General features: G+C 60.1%; 21 protein-coding genes. 11 read left to right on the top strand and 10 right to left on the bottom strand.

All coding sequences use genetic code 11. From position 1 onward, the window contains the following. Positions 1-222 precede the first annotated feature (222 nt). Positions 223-1,329, bottom strand: coding sequence for an agmatine deiminase (gene aguA / locus ACIPZE_RS20730; protein WP_283438046.1), 1,107 nt, complete (start codon positions 1,327-1,329; stop codon positions 223-225). Positions 1,330-1,586: 257 nt separating this feature from the next. After that, the gene (locus ACIPZE_RS20725; RefSeq protein ID WP_400774986.1) at positions 1,587-4,499 is read right to left on the bottom strand and encodes an aminotransferase; all 2,913 of its coding nucleotides are present in this window, start codon (positions 4,497-4,499) and stop codon (positions 1,587-1,589) included. A 168-nt stretch (positions 4,500-4,667) separates the two neighbouring features. On the opposite strand from ACIPZE_RS20725, the gene rfbC reads away from it, so the two are divergent. The 4 genes from rfbC to ACIPZE_RS20705 are packed head-to-tail and all read left to right on the top strand — an operon-like array spanning position 4,668 to position 8,898. Then, complete coding sequence (gene rfbC, locus ACIPZE_RS20720) at positions 4,668-5,213, top strand: dTDP-4-dehydrorhamnose 3,5-epimerase (protein ID WP_283438048.1); 546 nt, start codon at positions 4,668-4,670, stop codon at positions 5,211-5,213. A 42-nt stretch (positions 5,214-5,255) separates the two neighbouring features. Then, positions 5,256-7,064 (top strand): ATP-binding protein, encoded by a 1,809-nt coding sequence (locus ACIPZE_RS20715; protein ID WP_129387663.1) that lies wholly within the window; start codon positions 5,256-5,258, stop codon positions 7,062-7,064. Further along, positions 7,061-8,446: a sigma-54-dependent transcriptional regulator gene (locus ACIPZE_RS20710; protein WP_400774982.1), complete on the top strand. Its 1,386-nt coding sequence runs from the start codon at positions 7,061-7,063 to the stop codon at positions 8,444-8,446. Before ACIPZE_RS20715 ends, ACIPZE_RS20710 begins: the two co-directional genes overlap by 4 nt. Further along, positions 8,443-8,898, top strand: coding sequence for a YiiD C-terminal domain-containing protein (locus tag ACIPZE_RS20705; RefSeq protein WP_283438050.1), 456 nt, complete (start codon positions 8,443-8,445; stop codon positions 8,896-8,898). Before ACIPZE_RS20710 ends, ACIPZE_RS20705 begins: the two co-directional genes overlap by 4 nt. A 201-nt stretch (positions 8,899-9,099) precedes the next feature. Here the strand turns inward: ACIPZE_RS20705 and cysQ are convergent, their stop codons facing one another. Both cysQ and nudE read right to left on the bottom strand, forming a co-directional pair. Next, positions 9,100-9,927, bottom strand: a complete 828-nt coding sequence (cysQ, locus tag ACIPZE_RS20700) for a 3'(2'),5'-bisphosphate nucleotidase CysQ (protein ID WP_283438051.1) — start codon at positions 9,925-9,927, stop codon at positions 9,100-9,102. Positions 9,928-9,938: 11 nt separating this feature from the next. After that, positions 9,939-10,505, bottom strand: a complete 567-nt coding sequence (gene nudE / locus ACIPZE_RS20695; protein WP_129387654.1) for an ADP compounds hydrolase NudE — start codon at positions 10,503-10,505, stop codon at positions 9,939-9,941. Between the two features lie 88 nt (positions 10,506-10,593). Between nudE and yrfG the strand changes: the two genes are divergently transcribed. Further along, complete coding sequence (gene yrfG, locus ACIPZE_RS20690) at positions 10,594-11,256, top strand: GMP/IMP nucleotidase (RefSeq protein ID WP_283438052.1); 663 nt, start codon at positions 10,594-10,596, stop codon at positions 11,254-11,256. Between the two features lie 92 nt (positions 11,257-11,348). On the opposite strand, the gene lysM is transcribed toward yrfG, so the two are convergent. Next, positions 11,349-11,789, bottom strand: a complete 441-nt coding sequence (gene lysM / locus ACIPZE_RS20685; protein ID WP_400774976.1) for a peptidoglycan-binding protein LysM — start codon at positions 11,787-11,789, stop codon at positions 11,349-11,351. A 138-nt stretch (positions 11,790-11,927) separates the two neighbouring features. Here lysM and ACIPZE_RS20680 point away from each other — a divergent pair, with 138 nt between their 5' ends. From ACIPZE_RS20680 to ACIPZE_RS20665, 4 genes are all read left to right on the top strand, one after another. Next, a complete protein-coding gene (locus ACIPZE_RS20680) occupies positions 11,928-12,815 on the top strand; it encodes a LysR family transcriptional regulator (RefSeq protein ID WP_400774973.1) in 888 nt (295 codons plus the stop codon). 92 nt (positions 12,816-12,907) lie between these two features. Continuing rightward, positions 12,908-13,747 (top strand): formate dehydrogenase accessory sulfurtransferase FdhD, encoded by an 840-nt coding sequence (fdhD, locus tag ACIPZE_RS20675; protein WP_129387642.1) that lies wholly within the window; start codon positions 12,908-12,910, stop codon positions 13,745-13,747. Continuing rightward, positions 13,744-16,092, top strand: coding sequence for an FdhF/YdeP family oxidoreductase (locus ACIPZE_RS20670; RefSeq protein WP_129387639.1), 2,349 nt, complete (start codon positions 13,744-13,746; stop codon positions 16,090-16,092). Before fdhD ends, ACIPZE_RS20670 begins: the two co-directional genes overlap by 4 nt. 328 nt (positions 16,093-16,420) lie before the next feature. After that, on the top strand, positions 16,421-16,903 hold the full coding sequence (locus tag ACIPZE_RS20665; RefSeq protein ID WP_129387636.1) for a glycine zipper domain-containing protein: 483 nt from the start codon (positions 16,421-16,423) through the stop codon (positions 16,901-16,903). Between the two features lie 97 nt (positions 16,904-17,000). Here the strand turns inward: ACIPZE_RS20665 and ACIPZE_RS20660 are convergent, their stop codons facing one another. The 4 genes from ACIPZE_RS20660 to ACIPZE_RS20645 all read right to left on the bottom strand — a co-directional run bounded on the left by ACIPZE_RS20660 (position 17,001) and on the right by ACIPZE_RS20645 (position 21,587). Beyond that, complete coding sequence (locus ACIPZE_RS20660; protein ID WP_129387633.1) at positions 17,001-17,435, bottom strand: thioesterase family protein; 435 nt, start codon at positions 17,433-17,435, stop codon at positions 17,001-17,003. A gap of 149 nt (positions 17,436-17,584) precedes the next feature. Beyond that, complete coding sequence (locus tag ACIPZE_RS20655; protein ID WP_400774968.1) at positions 17,585-18,808, bottom strand: 3-hydroxyacyl-CoA dehydrogenase NAD-binding domain-containing protein; 1,224 nt, start codon at positions 18,806-18,808, stop codon at positions 17,585-17,587. Between the two features lie 173 nt (positions 18,809-18,981). Continuing rightward, positions 18,982-20,919, bottom strand: a complete 1,938-nt coding sequence (locus ACIPZE_RS20650) for an ATP-dependent DNA helicase RecQ (RefSeq protein ID WP_400774965.1) — start codon at positions 20,917-20,919, stop codon at positions 18,982-18,984. 164 nt (positions 20,920-21,083) lie between these two features. Then, positions 21,084-21,587, bottom strand: coding sequence for a polysaccharide deacetylase (locus ACIPZE_RS20645; RefSeq protein ID WP_283438058.1), 504 nt, complete (start codon positions 21,585-21,587; stop codon positions 21,084-21,086). 302 nt (positions 21,588-21,889) lie between these two features. Between ACIPZE_RS20645 and ACIPZE_RS20640 the strand changes: the two genes are divergently transcribed. Both ACIPZE_RS20640 and ACIPZE_RS20635 read left to right on the top strand, forming a co-directional pair. Then, positions 21,890-22,150, top strand: coding sequence for a hypothetical protein (locus tag ACIPZE_RS20640; protein WP_129387621.1), 261 nt, complete (start codon positions 21,890-21,892; stop codon positions 22,148-22,150). Positions 22,151-22,255: 105 nt separating this feature from the next. Beyond that, positions 22,256-23,398, top strand: a complete 1,143-nt coding sequence (locus tag ACIPZE_RS20635) for a hypothetical protein (RefSeq protein ID WP_283438059.1) — start codon at positions 22,256-22,258, stop codon at positions 23,396-23,398. Between the two features lie 118 nt (positions 23,399-23,516). On the opposite strand, the gene ACIPZE_RS20630 is transcribed toward ACIPZE_RS20635, so the two are convergent. After that, positions 23,517-24,443: phosphoenolpyruvate carboxykinase (ATP) (locus tag ACIPZE_RS20630; protein ID WP_400774961.1), on the bottom strand; the 927-nt coding region annotated here is incomplete at its 5' end.

Below are 24,443 nucleotides of genomic sequence, written 5' to 3'. Positions count from 1 at the left end.
AGCGGCTAACTTATCCAAGGTTTATGACAGAACTGTTGAAGTTCTCCTCCCTCCCTAGTGCACGGGTGATGGATACAAGAGCTATGCCAATGTTTCTCAGTTGTCGACAAGTGGATACAAAGAAGCCCGCAGTCCTGACGGGCTGCGGGCCTGTGTTGATGCTTAGCGAGCTAAACATTGCCTGACCGATTTATGAATCAACTCAAGCTGTTACGTCTAGCCTCACTCTTTGTGCGGCGCGGGTTGCTGCTGGGTAAGGCAGTGGATATTGCCGCCACCGAGTAACAGTTCGCGGCCCGGCACCATTACCACTTCGTGCTGCGGGAACAGGTTCTGCAGAATCTCTTTTGCCGGCGCGTCCATTGGATCATCGAAACTTGGCGCGATGATGCCGCCGTTGACGATCAGGAAGTTCACGTAGGAACCGGCCAGGCGCACGGACGGATTGCGCTCTTGCGTGCCGTCCACCGGATCGACCCCGGCGCACTCTTCTTCGGTCGCGTACAGCGGCCCCGGAATCGGCATCTTGTGCACCGTGAACGGGCGCCCCTTGGCGTCGGTGCTGCTTTGCAGCACGTGCATTGCCGCCTGGCAGCGCGGGTAGTTCGGATCCTGCGGATCGTCGGTCCACGCCAGCAGCACTTCGCCCGGGCGCACGTAGCAGCAGAAGTTATCCACATGGCCATCGGTTTCGTCGTTGAACAAACCGTCCGGCAGCCAGATGATTTTATCCACAGACAGATTGGCGCTGAGCACCGCTTCGATTTCTTCGCGGCCCAGATGCGGGTTGCGATTGCGGTTGAGCAGGCATTCTTCGGTGGTGATCAGCGTGCCTTCGCCGTCGACGTGAATCGAACCGCCCTCCAGCACAAAACCTTCAGTGCGGTAACGCGAGCTGCGCTCGATCTCGAGGATCTTGCCGCCGACCTGCGAATCCCGGTTCCACGGCGAATACAGGCCGCCGTCAAAACCGCCCCAGGCGTTGAAGTCCCAGTTCACACCGCGCACTTCGCCACTGTTGTTGATGACGAACGTCGGGCCGCTGTCGCGCACCCAGGCGTCATCGCTGGACATCTCGACCACGCGGATATTCGGCACGTCGAGACGCGCGCGGGCGTTTTCGTACTGGCCGGCGGACACTGCCACGGTGACCGGTTCGAAACGGGCGATGGCCTTCGCCACTGCGGCGTGGGCGGCTTGTGCCGGTTTGCCACCCAGACGCCAGTTGTCCGGGCGCTCGGGCCAGATCATCCAGGTCTGAGTCTGCGGCGCCCACTCCGCCGGCATGTGGAAGCCATCGGCGCGCGGGGTACTTTTCAAAGTGGTCATGGGGATCAGGACTCCTGGGAACTGTCGAAGGCTTAAAAAGCGATGGCGACTTTATAACCGATAAATATCGTATTTAGAATCGCAAAAAATGTATTCCGTCTAAAATTTCCTAATTAAACCCGATACAAATCGAACTACTCGCACGAATTCAAGTGTGGGAGCGAGCCTGCTCGAAAGCGGTTTCTCCTTCAACAGCAGCGCTGACTGAACCGACGCTTTCGCGAGCAGGCTCGCTCCTACAGGGGATATGCGGATGACTAGAGACCCTCTTCAAGCACCCGATCGAGCATATCGACAAAAAAATCGACGCTGCGTCGCGACGTCACCATCGGTGGCTTGATCTTCAGAATGTTCAGGTCATCGCCGGTCGGCTGCATGAAGATTCCCAGTTCACGCAGGCGATCACACAGCAGCGCGGTTTCCTCGGTCGCCGGTTCGAGTGTCTCGCGGTTGCGGATCAATTCCAGTCCCAGGTAGAAGCCGGAACCATGCACGGCGCCCACCAGCGGATGTTTATCGATCAACGCTTCGAGCCGCGCCTTGAAGTGGCCACCGACCACTTGCGCGTTCTCCCAGAGCTTTTCTTCCGCCATGACGTCGAGCACCGCCATGCCGATCTGGCAGCTCACCGGACTACCGCCCGCCGAGGAGAAGAAATAGCCCTCGGCCTCCAGCGCTTCGGCGATTTCCCGGCGCGTGATCACCGCGCCGAGCGGCTGGCCGTTGCCCATGCCTTTGGCCATGGTGATGATGTCCGGCACCACGCCTTGATCCTCAAAACCCCAAAAGAACTTGCCCATGCGCCCGTAGCCCACCTGCACTTCATCGGCGATGCACACGCCGCCCTGTGCACGCACCAGCGCGTAGACCTGCTTCAGATAATTCGGCGGCAGGGAAATGCCACCGGCATTGCCGTACACCGGTTCACAGATGAAACCTGCGAGTTGGCGTTTCTGCTCAGCGATTTTCTGCAGTTGATGTTCAACACTGCGCACGTAGTCCGGTGCTGAATCCTGGCCACGGAATTGACCGCGATAAATATTCGGCGCGGTCACCGGATGCACCCAGTCCGGGCGGCTTTCCAGCGCCTTCGGGTTATCGGCAATCGAGGTCGAGACCGCGTCAGCGCCGACGGTCCAGCCGTGATAGGCCTCAAGCACGCTGAGCATGTCGCGGCCGCCGCTGTAGGCCCAGGCCAAGCGGATCGCCAGATCGTTGGCCTCGCTGCCACTGTTGACCAGGAACACCCGATCCATGCCCTCCGGCGCCAGTTTCAGCAAGCGCTCGGAGAACTCCGCGACTGCCGCATAGTTGAACCGCGAGTTGGTGTTGAGCAGTGACCATTGGCGTGCGGCGACGGCAGCCATGCGCGGATGACCGTGACCGAGCACCGCGACGTTGTTGAGCATGTCGAGGTACGAACGCCCCTGCATGTCGATCAGGTGATTGCGCCAGCCCCGTTCGATGCGCGGCGGATCGACGTAATAGTGTTTTTGCGTGCGGGCGAAACTGGCGTCGCGACGTTCCAGCAGGGTCTGTGCATCCAACTCCGGTGCGGCATCACAGGCCAGCCCCAGTAACACTGCCGGCGACGGACACAAAGCCTGCCACGCCGGCGCTTGGGTCGGTGTGCAAAACAGCGGCGCATGCAGTTGCGCGCCTCGGCTCAATTGCACGATCAACGGTCCGCTGACCGCGCCCAGCACCTGACCTTTGACCAGCGCTGCGCCAGCGTGCAGCGAAGGTGACACGCCGCGCAGACAAACGCTCAGCTGCGGCCCATCCAGTTGTACCGCGCCGTCCGCCGCCAGATGCAGTACACCGGCAAACGGCGCTTCCACGGCAGTGCCGTTGGGCACGCGCAACTCAACGTGCAGTGGAAAAGTCTCCGGCTCATCGGCGCAATCGGGCCGGGTACGCGACAAACGATACTGACCATAGCGACTCGCCGCCAAACCATGCGCCGCTGCGGCTTCCGTCAGCAGACGCTGATCAATGCCCTCCTGCTCCCAGTTGCCGGCCTCGAAATGTGGACTCAATACGCCGAGGTCGATCAGCGCAAACTCACGTCCGACCAGACTCGGTAACAACGGCGCAAAACCTGCGCCATTGATTGCCGGCAAGCTCTGACCGACAGCGGTAAGAATCGCTGCCTCCATCAGCGCCAAAGGCACCGACGCAGCGACGCGGAATATTTCCCACTCGTGGCTGAGGTTGTCGCGGCTGTACGTATTGTTCGGGTCGATGCTGACCTGCTGCTCGCCACTGAGCACCAACACCGCCGCACGCGCCACGATCAATGGCCACAATGCCTGCAACTCTTCGTGCTGCAACGGATTGACCGCGTGATAAGCCCGCACCGCCGGCAGGATGACAAAGGGATCGCCAGCGGCGTGATGCAGCAACGCCGCGCAGGTGACCGACAGATCGGTGATGCGCCAGGTGCGCACCAGATCGCCGAAATCGATCACGCCTTGCAGTTGCCAGTGGCGCTGGGCGTCACGCGCCCAAACGGCGTTGTCATCGGTAATGTCCATATGGATCGCCTGCACCGGCAATTTGTCCAGCAATGGCTGCAAACGACGCTCGGCCTGTTCGGCGGTATCAGCGATCAACAGGCGTTGCCGCTCGTCCTTGATCACCGGCAATAAATGGCGGATCAACGCGCTGGCATGCCGAGCATCCCACTGCAAGGTGCGCTCAAGGCCCGGATGGTCGAAACCTGCCAGTGCCAGATCCATCTCGCCGCAGAGCCGGCCAAACCCGGCCACCACTTCCTCGCCCAGATGATCGAGATCGGTCAGCGGCTGGCCTTCGATGTAATCGAGCAGGCGCACATGCACCGCTTCGCCGCCCGCTTGCAGCGACAACAGGTCCTGACCATTGTTGGCCGCAATCACCCGAGGCACGGGCACATGGGCATTCTCAGCCAGATATTTAAGCCCGGCGTGTTGGGCTTGCAACTCAACCAGGGCGTAATCGCCGCGGCAGATTTTCAGCACAAAGCGTCCGCGGGCACTGTCGACGCGGTAATTGAGGTCCTGCTGGCTGCCAAGCGCTTGCAAGGTGCCGCTGAGCCCGTAATGTTCTGCCAGCCATTGCAGCGCCTGCTCTTGGGAGACCTGCGGGCTGGGCAAACTGGCGCGATGAATCAACGTGGCGAGCGGCATGAAACGACCCCTGAAATTTTATTAGGCGCCTATATCGCCATTGCTTCCAAGGATGCGCAACCCCTAACCGTCGTGACACGGGTAGCCGCTATTTACATTCGAACACTCGCGCCCTCCGGCACTTTGCGCAAGAATGTCGGCTATTCACACTTATCTTTGGAAATCCTCATGAATGTAATCACCACCGATCTGCCCGGTGTTCTGATCATCGAACCAAAGGTTTTCGGTGACGAGCGCGGTTTCTTCTACGAGAGTTTCAATGCCAAGGCGTTTCAGGACGCGACCGGCCTGGATACGCAATTCGTGCAGGACAACCATTCGCGCTCGCAAAAAGGCGTGCTGCGTGGCCTGCATTACCAACTGGAAAACACTCAGGGCAAACTGGTCCGCGTGACTGTCGGCGAAGTGCTTGATGTTGCCGTGGACATTCGTCGTAGCTCGCCGCATTTCGGCAAATGGGTGGCGGTGCGCCTGTCGGCGGAAAACCACCGTCAACTGTGGGTACCGGAAGGCTTCGCCCACGGTTTCGTGGTGCTGAGCGAATTCGCCGAATTCCTCTACAAGACCACTGATTACTACACGCCGTCGGCGGAGCGCAGCATTCGCTGGGACGATCCGGATCTGGGCATCGACTGGCAGCTGGACGAGGCGCCGAAGCTGTCCGCCAAGGATCAGGTTGCAGCGCTGTTCAAGGACGCTGACGTCTTCGCCTGAGCCTAGGCATAATGCGCCTGTCCCTACAGGCGCATCCGGCTTATGAAACCAACCCTTCCCCGCAGGCCCCGCTGGCGCAGTCTCGCCCTGCTGGCCCTGTGTCTGGCGCCGCTGCTATGGCCGCTGGAACATCTGGCCGAGCGCTATTACCGCAGCGAACTGGCCGGGCAGAATCGCCAGACCCTCGACCTCTACGTCGCCAACCTGCTGGGCACCCTGCACCGCTACGAAGTGCTGCCGCAAATTCTTGGCGACCTGCCGGCCCTGCGTGCGGTGCTCGGCGCGCCTGACGATGGCGTGACCCAAGGCAACGCCAATCGCCTGCTGAAGAACATCGCCGCGCAGACCGGCGCCGAAGTCATGTACCTGATGGACACCAGCGGGCAAACGCTGGCCGCGTCGAACTGGGACAAGCACGACAGTTTCGTCGGCCGTAACTTTTCCTTCCGCCCGTATTTCAGCGAAGCCATGGCCGGTCGCCTCGGGCGCTTTTTCGGGCTTGGCACCACGTCGGCCAAACGCGGTTACTTCTTCGCCGCCGCCGTGCGCAATGGCGAAAAGATCATCGGCGTGCTGGTGATCAAGGTCGACCTCGACCATACCGAAAGCCTGTGGGGCAAAACCCCGGAACAACTGCTGGTGACCGACCACAACGGCGTGGTCATTCTCACCTCGCGCCCGGAATGGCGCTTTCGCTCGACGCGAGTGTTGAGCGATAGCGAACGCTCGGCCATCACCGCGATCCAGCCTTACCCGACCCGTGAGCCACGGCCACTGAACCTCAGCCCAACTGCGTGGCTGATCCAGACCCACGACATCGCCGAAACCGGCTGGAGCGTCAGCATTCTCGCCCCGCGCACCCTGATTGACCGCCCGGTACGCACGGTGGTCGCCATCGGCGGCGCGGCGTTGCTGGTGGTGATGCTGTTGCTCGGCCTGATGATGCAGCGCCGCCGCCACTATCTGGAGCGCATCGCGTTTGAAGCCAAGGCGCGCCGTGAACTGGAAGGCCGGGTCGCCGAACGCACCAGCGATCTTGAAGGCCTCAACCGCCGCTTGAAGCAGGAAGTGCTCGAACGCGAGCAGGCGCAGCAAGAGCTTGTCCGCGCGCAGGACGACCTGGTCCAGGCCGGTAAACTGTCGGCGCTGGGGACGATGTCGGCGAGCATCAGCCACGAACTCAATCAGCCGCTGGCGGCAATCCGCAGTTACGCCGAGAACGCCGAAGTATTGCTCGATCATCAGCGCACCGACGATGCGCGCGGCAATCTCAAGCTGATCAGCGAACTGACCGGACGCATGGCCTCGATCATAGCCCACCTGCGCGCCTTCGCCCGTCGCGATCGCCATGCCCCGGAAAGCGTCGCCCTGCAACCGGCACTGGACGATGCCCTGGCGCTGCTGGCCAAACGTCGGCGCAGCATGGAAGTCGAGCTGATTCGCGACCTGCCGGCCGCCACTCTATGGGTCGAGGCCGGCGAAACCCGCCTGCGCCAGGTGCTCGGCAATCTGCTGGCCAACGCTCTCGATGCGCTGACCGAGAAAGGCCCGCCGCGCAAACTCTGGCTGAGTGCCGAATCCACCACCGAGGGCGTCAATCTGTACATTCGCGACAACGGCCCGGGGTTTTGCATGGAAGCCCTCGGCCGCGCCAGCGAGCCCTTCTACACCACCAAGACCCGCACCCAGGGCCTCGGTCTGGGGCTGGCGATCTGTGAAACGCTGATGCGCGCCTTCGGCGGTGAACTGTCGTTCGCCAACCACAAGCAAGGCGGCGCCTTGATTACCCTGCGGCTGCGCGCCGGTGCGCCCGGGGTCAGCCTGCAACCGTCCGAGGATCGAAGTGCATGACCATCGACAATCGCATTCAGGTGGTGTTGATCGACGACGATCCGCACCTGCGTCAGGCCCTCGGCCAGACGCTGGATCTGGCCGGCCTGAAAATATTGCCGCTGTCCGAAGCCAAGGGTCTGGCCGCACAACTTGAGCGCGATTGGCCGGGCGTAGTGGTCAGCGACATCCGCATGCCGGGCATGGATGGCCTGGAGTTGCTGAGTGAATTGCATGCCCAGGATCCCGAGCTGCCGGTGCTGCTGATCACCGGCCATGGCGACGTGCCGCTGGCAGTGCAGGCGATGCGTGCCGGTGCCTATGACTTTCTCGAAAAACCGTTCGCCAGCGATGCTCTGCTCGACAGCGTGCGCCGCGCTTTGGCCTTGCGCCGATTGGTATTGGATAACCGCAGCCTGCGCCTGGCCTTGAGTGATCGCAACGAACTGAGCGCGCGACTGGTCGGCCATTCAGCGCCGATGCTGCGCCTGCGCGAGCAGATCGGAGCACTGGCGGCGACCAAGGCTGACGTATTGATCCTCGGCGAAACCGGGGCCGGCAAAGAGGTCGTCGCCCGCGCTCTGCATGATCTGTCGAGCCGGCGTAACGGCCCGTTCGTGGCGATCAACGCCGGCGCACTGGCCGAGTCGGTGGTGGAAAGCGAACTGTTCGGCCATGAGCCCGGCGCGTTCACCGGCGCGCAGAAACGCCGAATCGGCAAATTCGAATTCGCCAACGGCGGCACATTGTTTCTCGATGAAATCGAGAGCATGAGCATGGATGTGCAGGTGAAGTTGCTGCGCATGCTGCAAGAACGCGTGGTCGAACGCTTGGGCGGCAATCAGCTGATCCCGCTGGACATCCGCGTCATCGCCGCGACCAAGGAAGACCTGCGCCAAGCCGCCGATCAGGGACGCTTCCGCGCCGACTTGTATTACCGTCTCAATGTCGCGCCGCTGCGCATTCCGCCGCTGCGTGAACGTGGCGAAGATGCGCTGGTGCTGTTCCAGCATTACGCCGATGAAGCCAGTGCCCGCCACGGTTTGCCGCCGCATGAACTGCAACCGGCACAGCGTGCCTTGCTGCTGCGGCACACCTGGCCCGGCAACGTACGCGAATTGCAAAATGCTGCCGAACGTTTCGCTCTCGGTCTGGAGTTGGCGCTGGACAACAATGGCGTCGAAGGCAGCGGCGTGACCACTGTCGAAGTCATTAACGGCGGGCTCAGCGAGCAAGTGGAAAACTTCGAGAAGTCATTGATCGCCGCTGAACTGGCGCGCTCCCACAGCTCGGTGCGCAGCCTCGCCGAAGCTCTGGGTGTACCGCGCAAGACCCTGCACGACAAACTGCGCAAGCACGGCCTGAATTTCGGCGACAGCAGTCATGGGGACGAAAACGAATGAGCAACAACCGCGCCTATCTAGAATCGGTCCTGCATCACGACATCCCCCTGACTCGAGACATGGGCCTCAAGGTGCTCGACTGGCGGGAACAACAGCTGAGCCTGTATTTGCCGCTGGATCGCAACGTCAATCACAAGAGCACCATGTTCGGCGGCAGCCTTTACTGCGGCGCGGTGCTGGCCGGTTGGGGCTGGTTGCATTTGCGTCTGAAAGAAGAAGGCATCACCGACGGGCACATTGTGATTCAGGAAGGGCAGATCAGTTATCCACTGCCGGTGACCGGCGATGCCGTGGCGATTTGTCCGGCGCCTGAAGCGAAGGCGTGGAAGAAGTTTCTGGCGATGTATCAGCGTTATGGGCGGGCGCGGTTGACGCTCGATACGCGGATCGTCAATCAGGGCAGCGAAGAAGACGCCGTGACATTTACCGGGCAGTACGTTTTGCACCGCTGAAGATCAACAACCCCTCACCCTAGCCCACTCCCCGAGGGAGAGGGGACTGACCGAGGTGTCTTGCGTTGTACATCGACCTGAAAGATCGCAGCGATTATGGATTCAGCAAACCTCGACCAAGTCAGCGCTGCTTTCCAATATCCCTCGGCTCCCTCTCCTGGGGGAGAGGGCTGGGGTGAGGGCGATTGCCGATCAGCCCACTTAACCCCGGGCCAACTCCAACAACCTTTGCCGCCAGGCCGCCTTCGCCGGCAGCGCCAAAAAGAACTCGTTCAGCAACGATTCCCGCGCCGGATAGCAGAACGCCTCACCGCGCAAATCCAGCACCTCACCGCCCGCCCCTTCCAGCACGCCCTGCGCCGCCGCCGTGTCCCACTGCGACGTCGGCGCCAGGCGCGGATAACAATCCGCCGCGCCTTCCGCCAACAGGCAAAACTTCAGCGAGCTGCCAATGTTCGCCAACTGCAACTCGCCCAGGCTGGCACTCAACCCGGCCAGCAGGCGCTCTTGTTCAGGGCTGGAATGCCGACGGCTGGCGACCACGGTGAACGCCTCACCCGGCCCCGGGACATCACGCACCTGAATCGCAACCGGCGTGCCGCCCTGGTCACACCGCCAGGCGCCAAGTCCGGCCCCGCCGACGTAGTAACGACCATTGGTCGGCATCGACACCACGCCAAACACCACGCGTCCATTCTCGATCAACGCAATGTTGACGGTAAATTCTTCACTGCCGCTGATGAACTCCTTGGTGCCATCCAGCGGATCGACCAGCCACCAGCGCTGCCAACCGGCACGTACGCTCTGCGCAATGTTGGCGTCTTCTTCGGACAACACCGGAATGCTCGGATCCAGCGCCGTCAGCCCCGCAACGATAACGTGGTGCGCGGCCAGATCCGCTGCGGTCACCGGCGAGTCATCGGCCTTGGCCGTGACTTCAACGCCAGCGCGCCAGAACGGCAGGATCGCCTCGCCAGCCTGCAATGCCAGTTCAACCACTGGCGCCATCAACGGATGGGGAAAACTCATCGGCATCTCACTCATGACGGGAAGAACCCACGCTGGCTCAGCAGGTCACGGGTCAGATACAGCGCCGCCAGTGCGCGGCCCTCGGAGAATTGCGGGTTCTGCGCCAGCGTCGACAGGTCACGCAGGTTGATCTTGTCGACCCGCATCGGCTCAGGCTCGTCGCCCTCCAGTCGCTCTTCATACAAATCCGTGGCCAACACCACCTGAATTTTCTGGCTCATGTAACCGGGCGACAGCGACAGCTCGGTCAGATGTTCCAATTGCCGCGCGCCAAACCCGGCCTCTTCCTTGAGTTCACGCTCGGCTGCCGCCAGCACGTCTTCACCTGGCTCGATCAAGCCTTTGGGCAGGGACAATTCGTATTCGTCGGTGCCGCCGCAATACTCCTCAATCAACACCGCGTGTTCAGCGTCGAGCATCGCCACGATCATCACCGCGCCATAACCCGCGCCCTTGCCAACCAGACGCTCGTAGGTGCGCTCCACGCCATTGGAAAAACGCAGCTTGAGTTCTTCGACGCAAAACAGGCGACTGGTGGCGACGATTTCGCGGGCAAGTACGGTGGGTTTCTGGCGCATGCAAAGCTCCTTGGCGTGAACGCGCTACTATAACGCGGCTTTCCCGATTGTTTACGTCGGATATCTTTCTACCGCTCGAGACGTTGCCATGCCTTCATTACCGTGGTCCGACATCGATACCGTTCTGCTCGACATGGACGGCACGCTGCTGGATCTGCACTTCGACAATCATTTCTGGCTGGAACACCTGCCCCAGCGCTACGCCGAGCTGCACGGGGTGAGCCGGGCCATGGCCGAGATGGAATTGCAGCCGCTGTTCGAACGCCATGCCGGCCAGTTGCAGTGGTACTGCCTGGATTTCTGGAGCGCCGAGTTGAAGCTGTCGGTACGCGAGTTGAAACAGGAAACCGCGCACCTGATTGCCTTGCGTCCGGATGCTGATACCTTTCTGGAGGCGCTCAAGCGCGCTGGCAAGCGGGTGATCATGATCACCAATGCACATCGCGATTCGCTGTCACTGAAGCTTGAGCGAATTGAACTGGCACCGTATTTCGAGCGGCTGATCAGCTCCCACGATTACGGCTACCCGAAAGAGAACCCGCAGTTCTGGGATGCCTTGCAGGCGGATATCGGCTTTGAACCGGCGCGTAGCCTGTTCATCGACGACACCTTGCCGATTCTGCGCAGTGCGCGAGATTTTGGCGTAGCGCATTTGTTGGCGGTAAAGGAGCCGGACAGTCGCAAGGGACCGAGGGACACCGCCGAGTTTGCCGCCGTCGAAGATTACCGCAGCCTGATCGCCAACCTCTGATCCACTGTAGGAGCTGCCGCAGGCTGCGATCTTTTGATCCTCAAAACGCAAGATCAAAAGATCGCAGCCTGCGGCAGCTCCTATAGGGCGGTTTATTCAGGGATACGCAGTGTCTGGCCTGGATAGATTTTGTTCACATCCTTGAGCAGTGGTTTGTTGGCGTCGAAGATTTTCTGATACTTGTTGGCATCGCCATACACGCGCAGAGAAATCGCGCTGAGGGTGTCGCCCGACTTGACCACGACAAATTGCGCGGCAGTGACAACCGGCCCGCTTACGGTGATCTGATCATCCACACTGCCAACACCGGCAATGTTGCCCACCGCCAGCAGAATCTTCTCTTTCTCTTCCTGACTCGCCACTTCACCGGTCACAGTGACCTTGTCACCGTCGACGGTCGCCTGCACATTCGGGTTGCCCAGCCCGACCTTGCTGATGTGATCCTTCAACTGCTCACTGGCATTGGCGTTGCCCGGGGTCAGCAGGTCGATCAGTTTTTCACCGGCTTCTTTCACAAAGCTCAAAAGACTCATGGTGCACACTCCTTGATTTGGGTTCCAGACGTCCAAGCCTAGACCACCGCGGACAAACCCGGTTCCAAGCCGACCAATGACCCTGTCCCCGCCCAAGCGGTAGAATCGCCCACCCGCCAACAACCCTTCGGAGCGAAGATGGACATCAAGCAGCTGAAATTCCTCATCGCCCTCGACGAAACCCGCCACTTCGGCCAGGCCGCCGCGCGTTGCCACATCACTCAGCCAACCCTGTCGATGCGCCTGCGCAAACTCGAAGAAGAGCTCGATCTGCCACTGGTCAACCGTGGCCAGCGCTTCGAAGGTTTTACCGCGCCGGGCGAACGCGTGCTGGCGTGGGCACGGTCGGTGATGGCGGCTTATGACGGCTTGCACGCGGAAGCCGCGGCCTGTCGCGGTAACCTCATCGGCACGCTGCGGCTGGGCGTGGTGCCGCTGTCGAGCTTCGATCCGTTGCCACTGATGCAACGCCTGCATACCGCGCACCCGAACCTGCGTTTCGAAATGTCGGCACTAAGCTCCGAGCAAATTCTTGAGCACCTGGCGAACAACCGCATCGACCTTGGCGTGTCCTATCTGGATCGCCTGGACAATGAGCGCTTCGAATCGCTGGCCTTCAGTGAAACGCGCATGGGCCTGCTCTACGACCAGCGCACCTTTACCTTCGGCGAAGCGCCGTTGAGCTGGGAATCGCTGATCGAACTGCCGTTGGGCATGCTCACCAGCGGCATGCATTTTCGGCAGTCCATCGACCATAACTTCCACAGCCGTGGCCTGAGCCCGCAGCCGTTGCTGCAAACCGATGCCGTCCATCAATTGTTACAAGCCGTGCACGGCGGTTTTTGCTGCGCGATCATGCCGCTCGACGGCGGCCTCGAAAAACTCACCGATCACCTGCGCCTGCAACCGCTCGAAAACGCCCGGACCCTCGCCCCGCTTGGGTTGATCATGCGTCGCGGCGCACCGCGTTCAGCGTTGGCCGAGGCCTGTTTCGCGCTGTACCAGGAATCGCCAGCGGCCTCTTGATCGACGGCATCTATCGATAGATCGACAGTAGCGATTAGACGCGACATCTTGCCGCGCCTAGTCTTAACGTTGATCAATCCGTCGGTGATGCCATGAACGCCAAGCGCCCAGCCTGCGCGGCGCCTGCACTCGAAACGCCCGCGCCAGCCGCCAGCCAGACTTACAGTTACAGCGATCTACCCCGCGAAGAATCGGCCAGCACCGCGCTGGCCGAGGAAGTCGCGTTGGCGATTGCCTACAACGGCATCAGTCAGGCAGTGATGCTGGTGACGCCGACCGACCTTGAAGACTTCATCGTCGGCTTCAGCCTCGGCAGCGGCATCATCATCGACGCCACCGACATTTATGACCTGCAATTGACTGGCGCCGGTTCTGCGCAATATGCACAAGTGACCATCGCCAATCGCGCCTTCTGGAACCTCAAGCAGCAGCGCCGGCAACTGGCGGGCACCAGCGGTTGCGGACTGTGCGGTGTTGAAGCGGTCGAGCAGGCGTTGCCCGACCTCAAGGTATTGCCCGGCGCGCCGTTGCCACCGATCGCATGGCTGGACGGTTTGCGCCAGCGCATCGGCGCGTTTCAGCCTTTGGGACAGCATTGCGGCGCGGTGCATGCAGCAGTGTTCATGGATGCCAGCGGCGAGTTGCTGCTCGGGCGCGAAGACATTGGCCGGCACAACGCCCTCGACAAACTGATCGGCGGGCTGATCCGGCAAAAGATATCCACAGAAGGCGGACTGGCGATTGTCACCAGCCGTTGCAGTCTCGAATTGATCCAGAAAGTCCTGCGCGCCGGCATCCAGACCCTGGTCAGCCTGTCTGCGCCCACGGGCCTTGCCGTGCAATGGGCCCGTCGACACAACCTCAATCTCATCCACCTGCCGCAGAAAAGTGCGCCGCGGGTGTATAGCCCCGCGATGGAGAATCAAGCGTGAGCCAACATCATCAAGCCGACCAGAAACCTGTCCCGCGCTACAAGCCTTACAAAGGCGCCGCCGGCGGCTGGGGTGCCCTGATCAGTGTGGCCCAGGCCTGGTTGACCAGCGACAACGCCCTGAAAAACCTGCGCATGATGCTCAAGACCAACCAGAACGGCGGCTTCGACTGCCCGGGTTGCGCATGGGGCGATTCGCCGGAAAGCGGCATGGTCAAGTTCTGCGAGAACGGCGCGAAAGCGGTGAACTGGGAAGCGACCAAGCGCCGCGTCGATGCCAAATTCTTCGCCAAGCACAGCGTGACCTCGCTGCTGGAGCAGAGCGACTACTGGCTGGAATATCAGGGTCGCCTGACCGAGCCGATGGTCTACGACGCCGAAACCGATCGCTACAAACCGATCAGTTGGGAGGATGCCTACGCGTTGATCGCCCGGCACCTGCAAAGCCTGCCGAGCCCGGACCTGGCCGAGTTCTACACCTCGGGTCGCGCCAGCAACGAAGCGGCGTACCTGTATCAACTGTTCGTCCGCGCCTTTGGTACCAACAACTTCCCTGACTGCTCGAACATGTGCCACGAGGCCAGCGGTGTTGCACTGGCGCAAAGCGTTGGTGTCGGTAAAGGCACTGTGACCTTTGACGACTTCGAACACGCCGATGCAATTTTCGTCTGGGGCCAGAACCCCGGCACCAACCACCCGCGGATGCTTGAGCCGCTGCGTGAAGCGGTAAAGCGCGGCGCCCAAGTGGTGTGCGTCAATCCGCTGAAAGAACGCGGCCTGGAGCGCTTCCAGCACCCGCAGCACCCGATCGAAATGCTCACCAACGGCGACAAGCCGACCAACACCGCGTACTTCCGTCCGGCACTTGGCGGCGACATGGCGGTGCTGCGCGGCATGGCCAAGTTCCTCCTGCAATGGGAACGCGATGCGCAGAAGGCTGGCGCGCCGGCGGTGTTTGATCACGACTTCCTCAATGAACACAGCGCCAATGTGCTGGAGTACCTCGGCGTCGTCGACGACACACCGTGGGAGCAGATTGTCGCGCAGTCCGGCCTGACCCTGATCGAGATCGAGCAAGCCGCGCGGATGTACGCCAAAGGCAAGAACGTGATCATGTGCTGGGCAATGGGCATTACCCAGCATCGCCATTCGGTGCCGACCATCCAGGAAATCGCCAACCTGATGTTGCTGCGCGGCAACATCGGCAGACCGGGCGCGGGCCTGTGCCCGGTGCGCGGTCACAGTAACGTGCAAGGCGACCGGACGATGGGCATCAACGAGCGTCCGCCGGTAGCGTTCCTCGATTCGCTGGAGCGTCGCTTCCAGTTCAAGGTGCCGCGCCACAATGGCCACAACGTGGTCGAGGCGATCCATGCGATGGCCGAGGGCCGCGCCAAGGTCTTCATTGGTCTGGGTGGCAACTTTGCCCAGGCCACACCGGACAGCCCGCGCACGTTTGAAGCACTGAGCAATTGCGACCTGACGGTGCAGATCAGCACCAAGCTCAACCGCAGCCACCTGGCGCACGGTAAAGACGCGCTGATCCTGCCGTGCCTCGGTCGTACCGACATCGATATCCAGACTGAAGGCGCGCAAGCCGTCACTGTCGAAGACTCATTCAGCATGGTGCACGCCTCCAACGGCCAGTTGCAGCCGCTGTCGAACCAGATGCGTTCGGAGCCGTCGATCATCGCCGGCATCGCGGCCGCGACACTGGGCAGCAAACCGGTGGACTGGAACTGGCTGGTGGCTGATTACGGGCGCATTCGCGAGCTGATCGCCGACACCATTCCGGGCTTCAAGGACTTCGCCGAAAAGGTCAAGAACCCGGGTGGGTTCTATCTGGGTAACAGCGCCGGCGCACGCAAGTGGAACACGCCGTCAGGCCGCGCCAATTTTCGCGCGAACCTGCTGCCCAAGGATCTGGTACACGAACGCACCCGCGCCACCGGGCAACTGCCGGACCTGATCCTGCAATCGATGCGCTCTCACGATCAGTACAACACGACGATTTATGGTCTGGACGATCGTTATCGTGGCGTCAAAGGTCAGCGTGATGTGTTGTTCGCCAACGAGGCCGACATCATTCGCCTGGGTTTCCGTCCGGGGCAGAAGGCTGACATCGTCTCGCTGTGGGACGATGGCCGTGAGCGTCGGGTGAAAGGCTTCACCTTGCTGGCGTTTGATATTCCGGCGGGGCAAGCCGCAGCTTACTACCCGGAAGTGAACCCGCTAGTGCCGCTGGAGAGCACCGGGGATGGCAGCCATACGCCGACATCGAAGTTCATTGCGATTCGGTTGGAAGCGGCGAGCGAGACTGGTTTGATCATGGCCAAATCTGCCTGATAGGAGGCCCCTTCTGGCCTCTTCGCGAGCAAGCCCGCTCCCACATTGGAATGCATTTCAAATGTGGGAGCGGGCTTGCTCGCGAAAGGGTATGTCCAGGCAATTGATTTATCAGATCAAACACCTTTCGAACGCCCACAAAAAAGGCCGCTTTTTCACAAAAGCGGCCTGTCCGAAGTAGCTAAAGACCGGCGAAAATCGGTTAAGTTCCGCATACAAAACAGCAACTTGCGAAATTGTATACAAGTCGTGTTATTCGTCGGATTTCGATTGTCACACTTGTTACACAGCCTCAGGATCGGCGCCGTCATCCCTTTGAGGCTCCTCTATGAAGTTCTCCCAGATTCTCTTGTTGTCCCTTGGCCTGGTCAGTGGTTTTGCGTCTGCAGGCGGCACCACCGAAGCAGGTGTGGGCGGCGCATTGGGCGGGGTTCTTGGCTCGGTCGTCGGTCAGTCTTTAGGCGGCAGCACAGGTTCAACCATTGGCGCAGCCTTGGGCGGCGCGGGTGGTAGCGCAGTCGGCGCCAACAAACACAGCCGTGGCGAAGCGGCCATTGGCGGTGCATTGGGCGCAGCCGGCGGTAACGTGGTTGGCCGCAGCATGGGCGGCACCACCGGCAGCCTGATCGGCGCCGCAGCAGGTGGCGGCGCCGGTGGTGCGCTGGGCAACTACATGGGCAACAAGAGCAATGACGATGATCGCCATTACGATCGCGGTCGTGATAACCGTCGCTACTACCGCGACGACCACCGTGGTCGTGGCCACGCCTATGGCCATCGCAAGCATCACAACTACTATCGCCACCGCTGATTGCTGAATCGCGGCAGGTCGATCAAAAGATCGCAGCCTGTGGCAGCTCCTACACAAATCAATGTAGGAGCTGCCGCAGGCTGCGATCTTTTTTGCTTTAAGCCACCACCAGACGCTCCAGAGCCTGCCGTAATTGACCTGGAATCGGCACCGGCTGATTGCTCGCCCGGTCAACGAACACATGCACGAATCGCCCGGCGGCACAGGCTTCGCTTTCGCCGACCTTGAACACCGCCAGCTCATATTGCACCGAACTGTTGCCCAGTTTGCCGACCCGCAAGCCGATCTCGATCAGATCCGGGAAGGCGATCGACGCAAAGTAATCGCACGCCGAACTGACCACAAACCCCACCACCTCACCGTCATGAATATCCAGTCCACCGACCTGGATCAGGTAGGTGTTCACCGCCGTATCGAAGAAGCTGTAATAGGTGACGTTGTTGACGTGACCGTAAGCGTCGTTGTCGTGCCAGCGCGTGGTGATCGGCTGGAAGTGTGGGTAGTCAGTGCGTTGTGGCATCGGGTTGGACATTGATCAGCAATCCCTGAAGGTATTTTTTGCGAGTCTAATTTAAAACCGAGGCGCGACCTTCGCGAGCAAGCCCGCTCCCACATTCGGAACGCATTTCAAGCGTGAGAGTGGGCTTGCTCGCGAAGGCGTCACCACAGGCACCAAATCACTCAGTGCTCGGCAAACCCCTTCCCCTGCGCCGCCAGCTCGCCAATCAACCGCGCCGGTTTCCATTGATCACCCTGCCGCGTCTCCAGCGCCAGCAAGCGCTGATGAATATCCGCCAGCCCCTGCTGATCCGCCCAGGCCATCGGCCCGCCTTTGTCTGCCGGGAAGCCATAACCGTTCAGATACACCAGATCTATGTCATGCGCCGACTCGGCAATACCTTCCTGGAGAATCTTTGCCCCCTCGTTGACCAACGCCAGCAGGCAACGCTCGAGAATTTCCTCCGGGCCGATCTCACGACGCTGGAAGCCCAACTCCTCACTGACGCGCAACACCAGCGCATCGACCTCTGGGTCATGCTCAGCCTGACGGCTGCCCGGCTCGTAATGGTAATAACCGTTGCCGGACTTCTGGCCAAATCGGCCCAGCTCGCACAATCGGTTATCCACTTGAACCTCCGGCGCGTCCTGCCCGATGCCAGCCAGCTCACGAGCCCGCCATTCGAGATCGATGCCGACCACGTCGTACATGCGAAACGGCCCCATGGCGAAACCAAAACCCTGCAACGCCGCATCGACCTGCTGTGGATAGGCGCCTTCGAGCAGCATCTTGCGCGCCTCCAGCACGTACGGATGCAACATGCGATTACCGATAAAGCCGTGACAGTTGCCCGACACCACACTGACCTTGCCCATGCGCTGGCCGAGCGTCAGTGCCGCCTCCAGCGCCGCCGGCGAAGTCTGCGCACCGCGGACGATTTCCAGCAGCTTCATGATGTGCGCCGGGCTGAAGAAATGCAGGCCCAGCACCTGCGCTGGACGCCGGGTAGCCGCAGCAATCGCATCGATATCCAGCGCTGACGTGTTACTCGCCAACAGCGCCTCAGGCTTGAGCAAACCATCCAGCTCGCGGAAGATTTTCTGCTTGAGTTCAAGATTTTCGTACACCGCTTCGATCACCAGATCGACATCACGAATCGCCGCATAATCCGCCGCCGCACTCACCCGGGCGAGACGTGCATCGGCCTCGGCCTGATCAATCCGGCCCTGCCGCACGTTGTGTGCATATGTGTCGGCAACCGTAGCAAGTGCCTGCTCAAGCATCTGTGGATTGTTATCCACCCATTGCACGCTCACACCGGCGTTGGCCAGGCACATGACGATGCCCCGGCCCATGGTGCCCGCGCCGATCACGGCGGCCTGCTGAATATCGAATGTCTGGCTCATGTTGTTCTCTTATTGGCGATCCGAAGACAGACACCAACCATAGTCAGCCGGCCAGGGTTTTTGAAGTTTATTACCGTGATGATCGACATTCAGCGGATGGATACAACTCGCGATGCTGCGATTTTTTGATCTTGAAAAATCAACGATCAAAAGATCGCAGCCTGCGGCAGCTCCTACACGGATTGCAGGTGTTGTCGGGACCACTCGCGGACTTCGGCGTAGGGGTATTCTTCCAGCGCTGCATAGCCGGAAATTGTCCGCGCCTTGAGCTTGGTGAACAACGGCACGCTGATCCCGCATAGAAATCGCGTCAACCGCTCTGCTGTCGGCACGCTGCCGGTGTGTTGTTCATGCCTGTGGATAAAATCACTGCACAGCGCCGCGAAATTGTTATCCACAAGCGCTGGCAACTCGGGCGGTGCCGGTAATCGCGCGATATGCCCATGACACACGGAACAATGCCCGCAGCGCTCGGGAGCGTTGTGGTCGCCGAAGTATTCGGCCAGGCGATAACCCAGACAACGTTCGGTGGCGAACACCTCGAGCATCGCGTGAATCCGTGCAACTTCGGCCTGCTCATGCCGGGTGAAATAATCGTGCAACTCAGCGCTCAGGACGTCGCTGTCGAAATCACTGTGCAGCAGGCTGTAGACCTCGGTCATCTGCTTGCTTTCAAGCTCGACCCAGCCCTTCTCCTGGAAGTAATCCAGCGCCTTTACCACACGATAGCGTTCCGCCGCGTACTGCGTGTACATCGCCTCGAAACTCACCGTGGCCCACGTACGTGCGCGGCTTGAGGTCTGAATGATCGCAGCGACAAAATCCTTGCGCTCGCCTTCGAAGCGCTCAAGCAAGGCGTCAGGCTCCAGCAAATATTTGAAGCGGTATTCGGCGTAATACGCATAGCGCGGCGCGATCAGGCCACGCAGTTCCAACTGCACCAGCAAGGTCTTCAGCGGCAACGAGCGAATGTTGCTTTGATCCGCCAGCGGTCCGAGCAAAAACTCCCACTGCCCTTCCGGCACCGACGCTTTCAATTCTTCGAGCACATGGCGAATGCCGTCGCGCTCCGGTGTGTCGCCGTAGACGAAGTTTTCCAGCACGTTGAGGCTGTCACGGTTGGCCAGCACCAGGCAGTCCGATGGCTGCCCGTCACGCCCCGCGCGACCGATTTCCTGACTGTAGTTTTCGATGGACTTGGGCAGGTCGAAATGCACCACATTGCGGATGTCGCTCTTGTCGATGCCCATGCCGAAAGCGATGGTGGCGACGATGCAATTGGATTGCCCGGCCATAAAGCGCTTCTGGATACCCTCGCGCTTTTCGTGAGGCAAACCGGCGTGATAAGCCTCGGCCTGAATGCCGTTGCGCTCGAGGTGTTCGGCGATATGTTCGGCGGTTTTCTGCAAGGTCACGTAGACAATGCTTGGCTGGTTCGCACGCTCGGCCATCCACTCCACCAGGCGCCGACGCTTGTCCGCACCACGCACCGGCTCGACCAGCAGATTGAGGTTGGGCCGGTAGAAACCGGTGGTCACCACATCGTCGGCGGCGATGGCGAATTTGGCCTGCATGTCAGCGATGACTTTCGGTGTCGCCGTGGCCGTCAGCAACAAGGTTTGCGGGATGTTGAACTGACGCTGGTAGTCCGGCAGCTTCAAGTAATCGGGGCGGAAGTTATGGCCCCACTCCGAGATACAGTGCGCCTCGTCCACCACCAGCAACGAGATCGGTACCTGCTGCAAAAAGTTGCGGAAGCGTTCGTTCTTCAAACGCTCGACGGAAATCATCAGGATCTTCAGCTCACCCGAACGGGCACGCGCCATGACGTCATTGGCGTCTTCGCGGCTCTGTGCCGAATCGATGCTGCCCGCCGAAATTCCGTGGCGTTGCAGGAATGCCAGTTGATCCTGCATCAACGCCAGCAATGGCGAGACCACCAGTGTCAGGTGTGGCAGCAACAGCGCCGGCACCTGATAGCAAATCGATTTGCCGGAACCTGTCGGAAAAATCGCCGCTGCCGAACGCCCGGCCAGCACTGCGCCGATCGCAGCCTCTTGTCCGGGTCGAAACTGTGGAAAACCAAAAACCTGTTCCAGGGTGTTGTGCATTCGCTGTCACTCCGTTGACCGCTGTCATGCCAACAGCCTAGCGGGCGATCGCAGCGAGTCGAGAAAAGGTCAGGGCCAAATCGATTCGCAATGATACAGAGGATCCACCAACCTTGGTGGCCGCGAGCCTGCTCGCCAAGAGGCCGATCGAGCCGACACGAGACTCACGGTTGCAACACGGCCACCCGCAGTTGCTCGTCGAGCACCCGCCCATGCAGATCCAGGCTTTTGCTCGCCCACAACGCGTGTTCCGGGCTGATATCGCCGGTAAATGCTGCCGATAACTGACGCAGATCGGCAACACTGCGCACCCGCGGACAAAATGGCTGCCCGTCACAGTCCTGACTGGCGTGGCGATAGGTAACGAGCAAGCGATCCCACAGATTGTCACGCACATGCCTGACCGATTTGAGCTGTACGTGCGAAACGCCCAAACGTTGCTCAAGCCCGGACTCGTCCAGCGCTTCGCTGGCCAGCAAGGCTTTGCCGAACATCAACACTTCGGCGCGAGAGGCGGTGTCGACATTGGTCTGGCTGGCGAGTGTTTCTGGCCAACCGGTGCGGTCGAGATGATTGAGCACCAGCGCATTGCCGGCTTCCGCGGCGACCGTCATGCGGCAACCACTGGCCCATAGCAACACAATCGAGGCCATTCGTAGCCATTGCATACCTAATTCCCTTTAAGTGTGTATCGGACGTTTGGAAACGTCCCACAGATTCTGGCGCGCACCATACAGAGGTTTACCGCGAAACGCCTGACAAACCCGTAGGAAATTTTACGCGTAGGGGTTTTGCCTGAAAAACCCCATGAATACGCGTAGGGCAAATGCCCGCACCACGGAAAAACCCCTACGAATTCTGTCCATTTCGGCGGTCTTGTCCGCCCGCTTAACGCTCTTCTATAGTGGCCGGCGCGGCTGAAATACCCCACCGGCGCGAACGAGCGCCTTTGTAAAGGACCCGCCCCACCATGATCATCCGCTATCGCCCGCTCAAGACCTGCTACAGCGAAAACCCTGTATTGGTCATCGACACTCACGCCAGCCACGGCGACCTGCTCGATGCTGCAGACCAGCGTCTGCGCGCTGCCAGTGATTTGCTGGAAACGCTCTATTGTTTGTGTTTCAAACAATCTGACGTAAAAGACATTCCCAACATCGTCAACGCACTTTATTTATTGATCAAAGATGGCTGCGACCTGCTTGAAGTTGCCAAGCAAACGCCTTCTTGAGCAAAACAATCCGCACAACTACAAAACCGGAAACAACACATCGCTTTATTTATTCAACCCAATAACACTAAGTTGTTTGCTCTTATATAAACCAAGGGCAACACCATGACAGTTTTAACCATATTTTTTTGTGGCACCGGCTCCAACAAGTTTGACACTACCCATGAGAATTTCTGGAACGGTGAAATCGTTTCGACCCTGGCCTCGAATCATGTCGGCCGTGAGTACGCCGAGTTTATCGTGGTCGACGGCCCTGGCAGCGGCAACTTGCAAGCCGACGACCTGTTTACCAAAACCAAGGAATACGGCCTGACCGGCACCCTGTTTGGCACAGGCTGGGAGGAAAACGTAATGCACGCCATGAACATCATCAAAGGCAAGTGCGACTGGCAGCGTCAGCAACTGACCGAGGCGGAATACAACCGCCTGAAGGCTGCCGGTATTCCAATTGAAGATGTAAAGATCGAAGGTTCCTGGTTCTGGCGTAAATATAACTACGGCGACCGTAGCGTTACCCAGCAGAAGTTACAGGAACAAATCATCAAGACTTTCCGTAAAGACGGCATCATTCCGACAAAGGTTAATCTGGTCGGCTGGAGCCGCGGTGGTATTAGTTGCCATATGTTGGCCAATGCAATGTTCAAGGACAGCGCACTGAAAAATATCCCGGTAAACATTTTTGCTATTGATCCCGTCCCTGGTATCAGCAACTTTCAGGATGAGCGGGTCAAGCTGGCCAGCAACGTCAAGGAATACGTCGGTTTCTACGCCCGCGACGAGCGCTCGAAAGGCTTCAGCTGCGTCATCCCGCAAACCGCCACAGGCACCAAAACCTCGGTCTATCCAATGGCCGGCCGCCACGCCACCCTGGCCGGTAATGCTACCGCCGGCGGCGGCGTACCGACCAACAGCAGCGACATGAAGGCGCTTGTCGACCCTGGCCGCATCGTCCGCCATCTCGCTGAAACATGTCTCAAGCGTTGGGGCGTGTCTCTGACGAGAACACTTAACCTCAGCGACGCCGACCTGAAGACGCTCACCGCCAACGTCGTTCGTGACGAAGCGAAATACAAACTGATGCACAACCTTTCCTACACCTACTTCACCGAACTGGACAAGGGTGAGCGCTACGTTTCGCTGGGCAGCAAAGGCGTGCCGTTCTCGACGGTGAAAGGTGCGATTTACACGCCGGCGACCGGTCTGGCAACCAGTGTGCTGGATATTTCGGCGTATGCGCATTTGCGTTGAAAGGTCACTCACTGTCTTCGTTACTGAAGAAAACGCCAAAACAAGACGCATAACAGGAAAAACGCCCACAAAAAAGCCGCCCCCGAAGGGCGGCTTTTTCATTCACAACAAACCAATCTTACAACTTCGGCCCTGCAGCCTTGATCGCATCGCTCACTTCGAACTTCTTGAAGTTCTCGATGAACAGACCGGCCAATGCCTTGGCAGCCTCGTCGTACGCAGCCTTGTCAGCCCAGGTGTTGCGTGGGTTGAGCAGGTTGGTTTCAACGCCCGGTACGGCCAGTGGCACGTCGAGGTTGATGGTGTCGAGATGCTCGGTGGCAGCACCGATCAGCGCGCCGCTCTGGATCGCTGCGATCACCGCACGGGTGGTCGGGATGTTGAAGCGTTTGCCGACGCCGTAGCCGCCGCCGGTCCAGCCGGTGTTGACCAGGTAAACCTTCGAGCCGAAACCGCGGATGCGCTTGATCAGCAGCTCTGCGTATTCGCCAGCCGGACGCGGGAAGAACGGCGCGCCGAAGCAGGTGGAGAAGGTCGACTTGATGCCGCTGCCGGAACCCATTTCAGTCGAGCCCACCAGAGCGGTGTAGCCGGACAGGAAGTGGTAGGCCGCTTGTTCTTCGTTGAGGATCGACACTGGCGGCAGTACACCGGTCAGGTCGCAAGTCAGGAAGATAACAGCGTTTGGCTCGCCGCCGAGGTTCTGCTCGGAACGCTTGGCAACGTGCTCCAGCGGGTAGGCCGCGCGGCTGTTCTGGGTCAGGCTGACATCGGCATAATCGGCGTGCTTGGCGTCGTCGATGACGACGTTTTCCAGCACAGCGCCGTGCTTGATGGCTTTCCAGATAACCGGCTCGTTCTTCTCGGAGAGGTCGATGCACTTGGCATAGCAACCGCCTTCGATGTTGAACACCACGCCTTCGCCCCAGCCGTGTTCGTCGTCACCGATCAGGTAACGGCTTTCGTCGGCCGACAGGGTGGTTTTACCGGTGCCCGAGCGAGCGCTGGGCAGGGTGGCGGGGCCTGGGGGGAGGGTCTGTGGAGC

Origin of the sequence: Pseudomonas sp. NPDC089741, assembly GCF_044748825.1 — a bacterium.
In the GTDB taxonomy this organism is placed as follows: Bacteria; Pseudomonadota; Gammaproteobacteria; order Pseudomonadales; family Pseudomonadaceae; genus Aquipseudomonas; species Aquipseudomonas helmanticensis.
This window is presented reverse-complemented; position numbering and strand designations above follow the sequence as displayed.

What these genes read in the sequence shown, in the direction of transcription:
- aguA (WP_283438046.1), bottom strand. Translation starts at nt 1,329, where the DNA reads ATGACCACTTTGAAAAGTACCCCGCGCGCCGATGGCTTCCACATGCCG.
- ACIPZE_RS20725 (WP_400774986.1), bottom strand. Translation starts at nt 4,499, where the DNA reads ATGCCGCTCGCCACGTTGATTCATCGCGCCAGTTTGCCCAGCCCGCAG.
- rfbC (WP_283438048.1), top strand. Translation starts at nt 4,668, where the DNA reads ATGAATGTAATCACCACCGATCTGCCCGGTGTTCTGATCATCGAACCA.
- ACIPZE_RS20715 (WP_129387663.1), top strand. Translation starts at nt 5,256, where the DNA reads ATGAAACCAACCCTTCCCCGCAGGCCCCGCTGGCGCAGTCTCGCCCTG.
- ACIPZE_RS20710 (WP_400774982.1), top strand. Translation starts at nt 7,061, where the DNA reads ATGACCATCGACAATCGCATTCAGGTGGTGTTGATCGACGACGATCCG.
- ACIPZE_RS20705 (WP_283438050.1), top strand. Translation starts at nt 8,443, where the DNA reads ATGAGCAACAACCGCGCCTATCTAGAATCGGTCCTGCATCACGACATC.
- cysQ (WP_283438051.1), bottom strand. Translation starts at nt 9,927, where the DNA reads ATGAGTTTTCCCCATCCGTTGATGGCGCCAGTGGTTGAACTGGCATTG.
- nudE (WP_129387654.1), bottom strand. Translation starts at nt 10,505, where the DNA reads ATGCGCCAGAAACCCACCGTACTTGCCCGCGAAATCGTCGCCACCAGT.
- yrfG (WP_283438052.1), top strand. Translation starts at nt 10,594, where the DNA reads ATGCCTTCATTACCGTGGTCCGACATCGATACCGTTCTGCTCGACATG.
- lysM (WP_400774976.1), bottom strand. Translation starts at nt 11,789, where the DNA reads ATGAGTCTTTTGAGCTTTGTGAAAGAAGCCGGTGAAAAACTGATCGAC.
- ACIPZE_RS20680 (WP_400774973.1), top strand. Translation starts at nt 11,928, where the DNA reads ATGGACATCAAGCAGCTGAAATTCCTCATCGCCCTCGACGAAACCCGC.
- fdhD (WP_129387642.1), top strand. Translation starts at nt 12,908, where the DNA reads ATGAACGCCAAGCGCCCAGCCTGCGCGGCGCCTGCACTCGAAACGCCC.
- ACIPZE_RS20665 (WP_129387636.1), top strand. Translation starts at nt 16,421, where the DNA reads ATGAAGTTCTCCCAGATTCTCTTGTTGTCCCTTGGCCTGGTCAGTGGT.
- ACIPZE_RS20660 (WP_129387633.1), bottom strand. Translation starts at nt 17,435, where the DNA reads ATGTCCAACCCGATGCCACAACGCACTGACTACCCACACTTCCAGCCG.
- ACIPZE_RS20655 (WP_400774968.1), bottom strand. Translation starts at nt 18,808, where the DNA reads ATGAGCCAGACATTCGATATTCAGCAGGCCGCCGTGATCGGCGCGGGC.
- ACIPZE_RS20650 (WP_400774965.1), bottom strand. Translation starts at nt 20,919, where the DNA reads ATGCACAACACCCTGGAACAGGTTTTTGGTTTTCCACAGTTTCGACCC.
- ACIPZE_RS20645 (WP_283438058.1), bottom strand. Translation starts at nt 21,587, where the DNA reads ATGCAATGGCTACGAATGGCCTCGATTGTGTTGCTATGGGCCAGTGGT.
- ACIPZE_RS20640 (WP_129387621.1), top strand. Translation starts at nt 21,890, where the DNA reads ATGATCATCCGCTATCGCCCGCTCAAGACCTGCTACAGCGAAAACCCT.
- ACIPZE_RS20635 (WP_283438059.1), top strand. Translation starts at nt 22,256, where the DNA reads ATGACAGTTTTAACCATATTTTTTTGTGGCACCGGCTCCAACAAGTTT.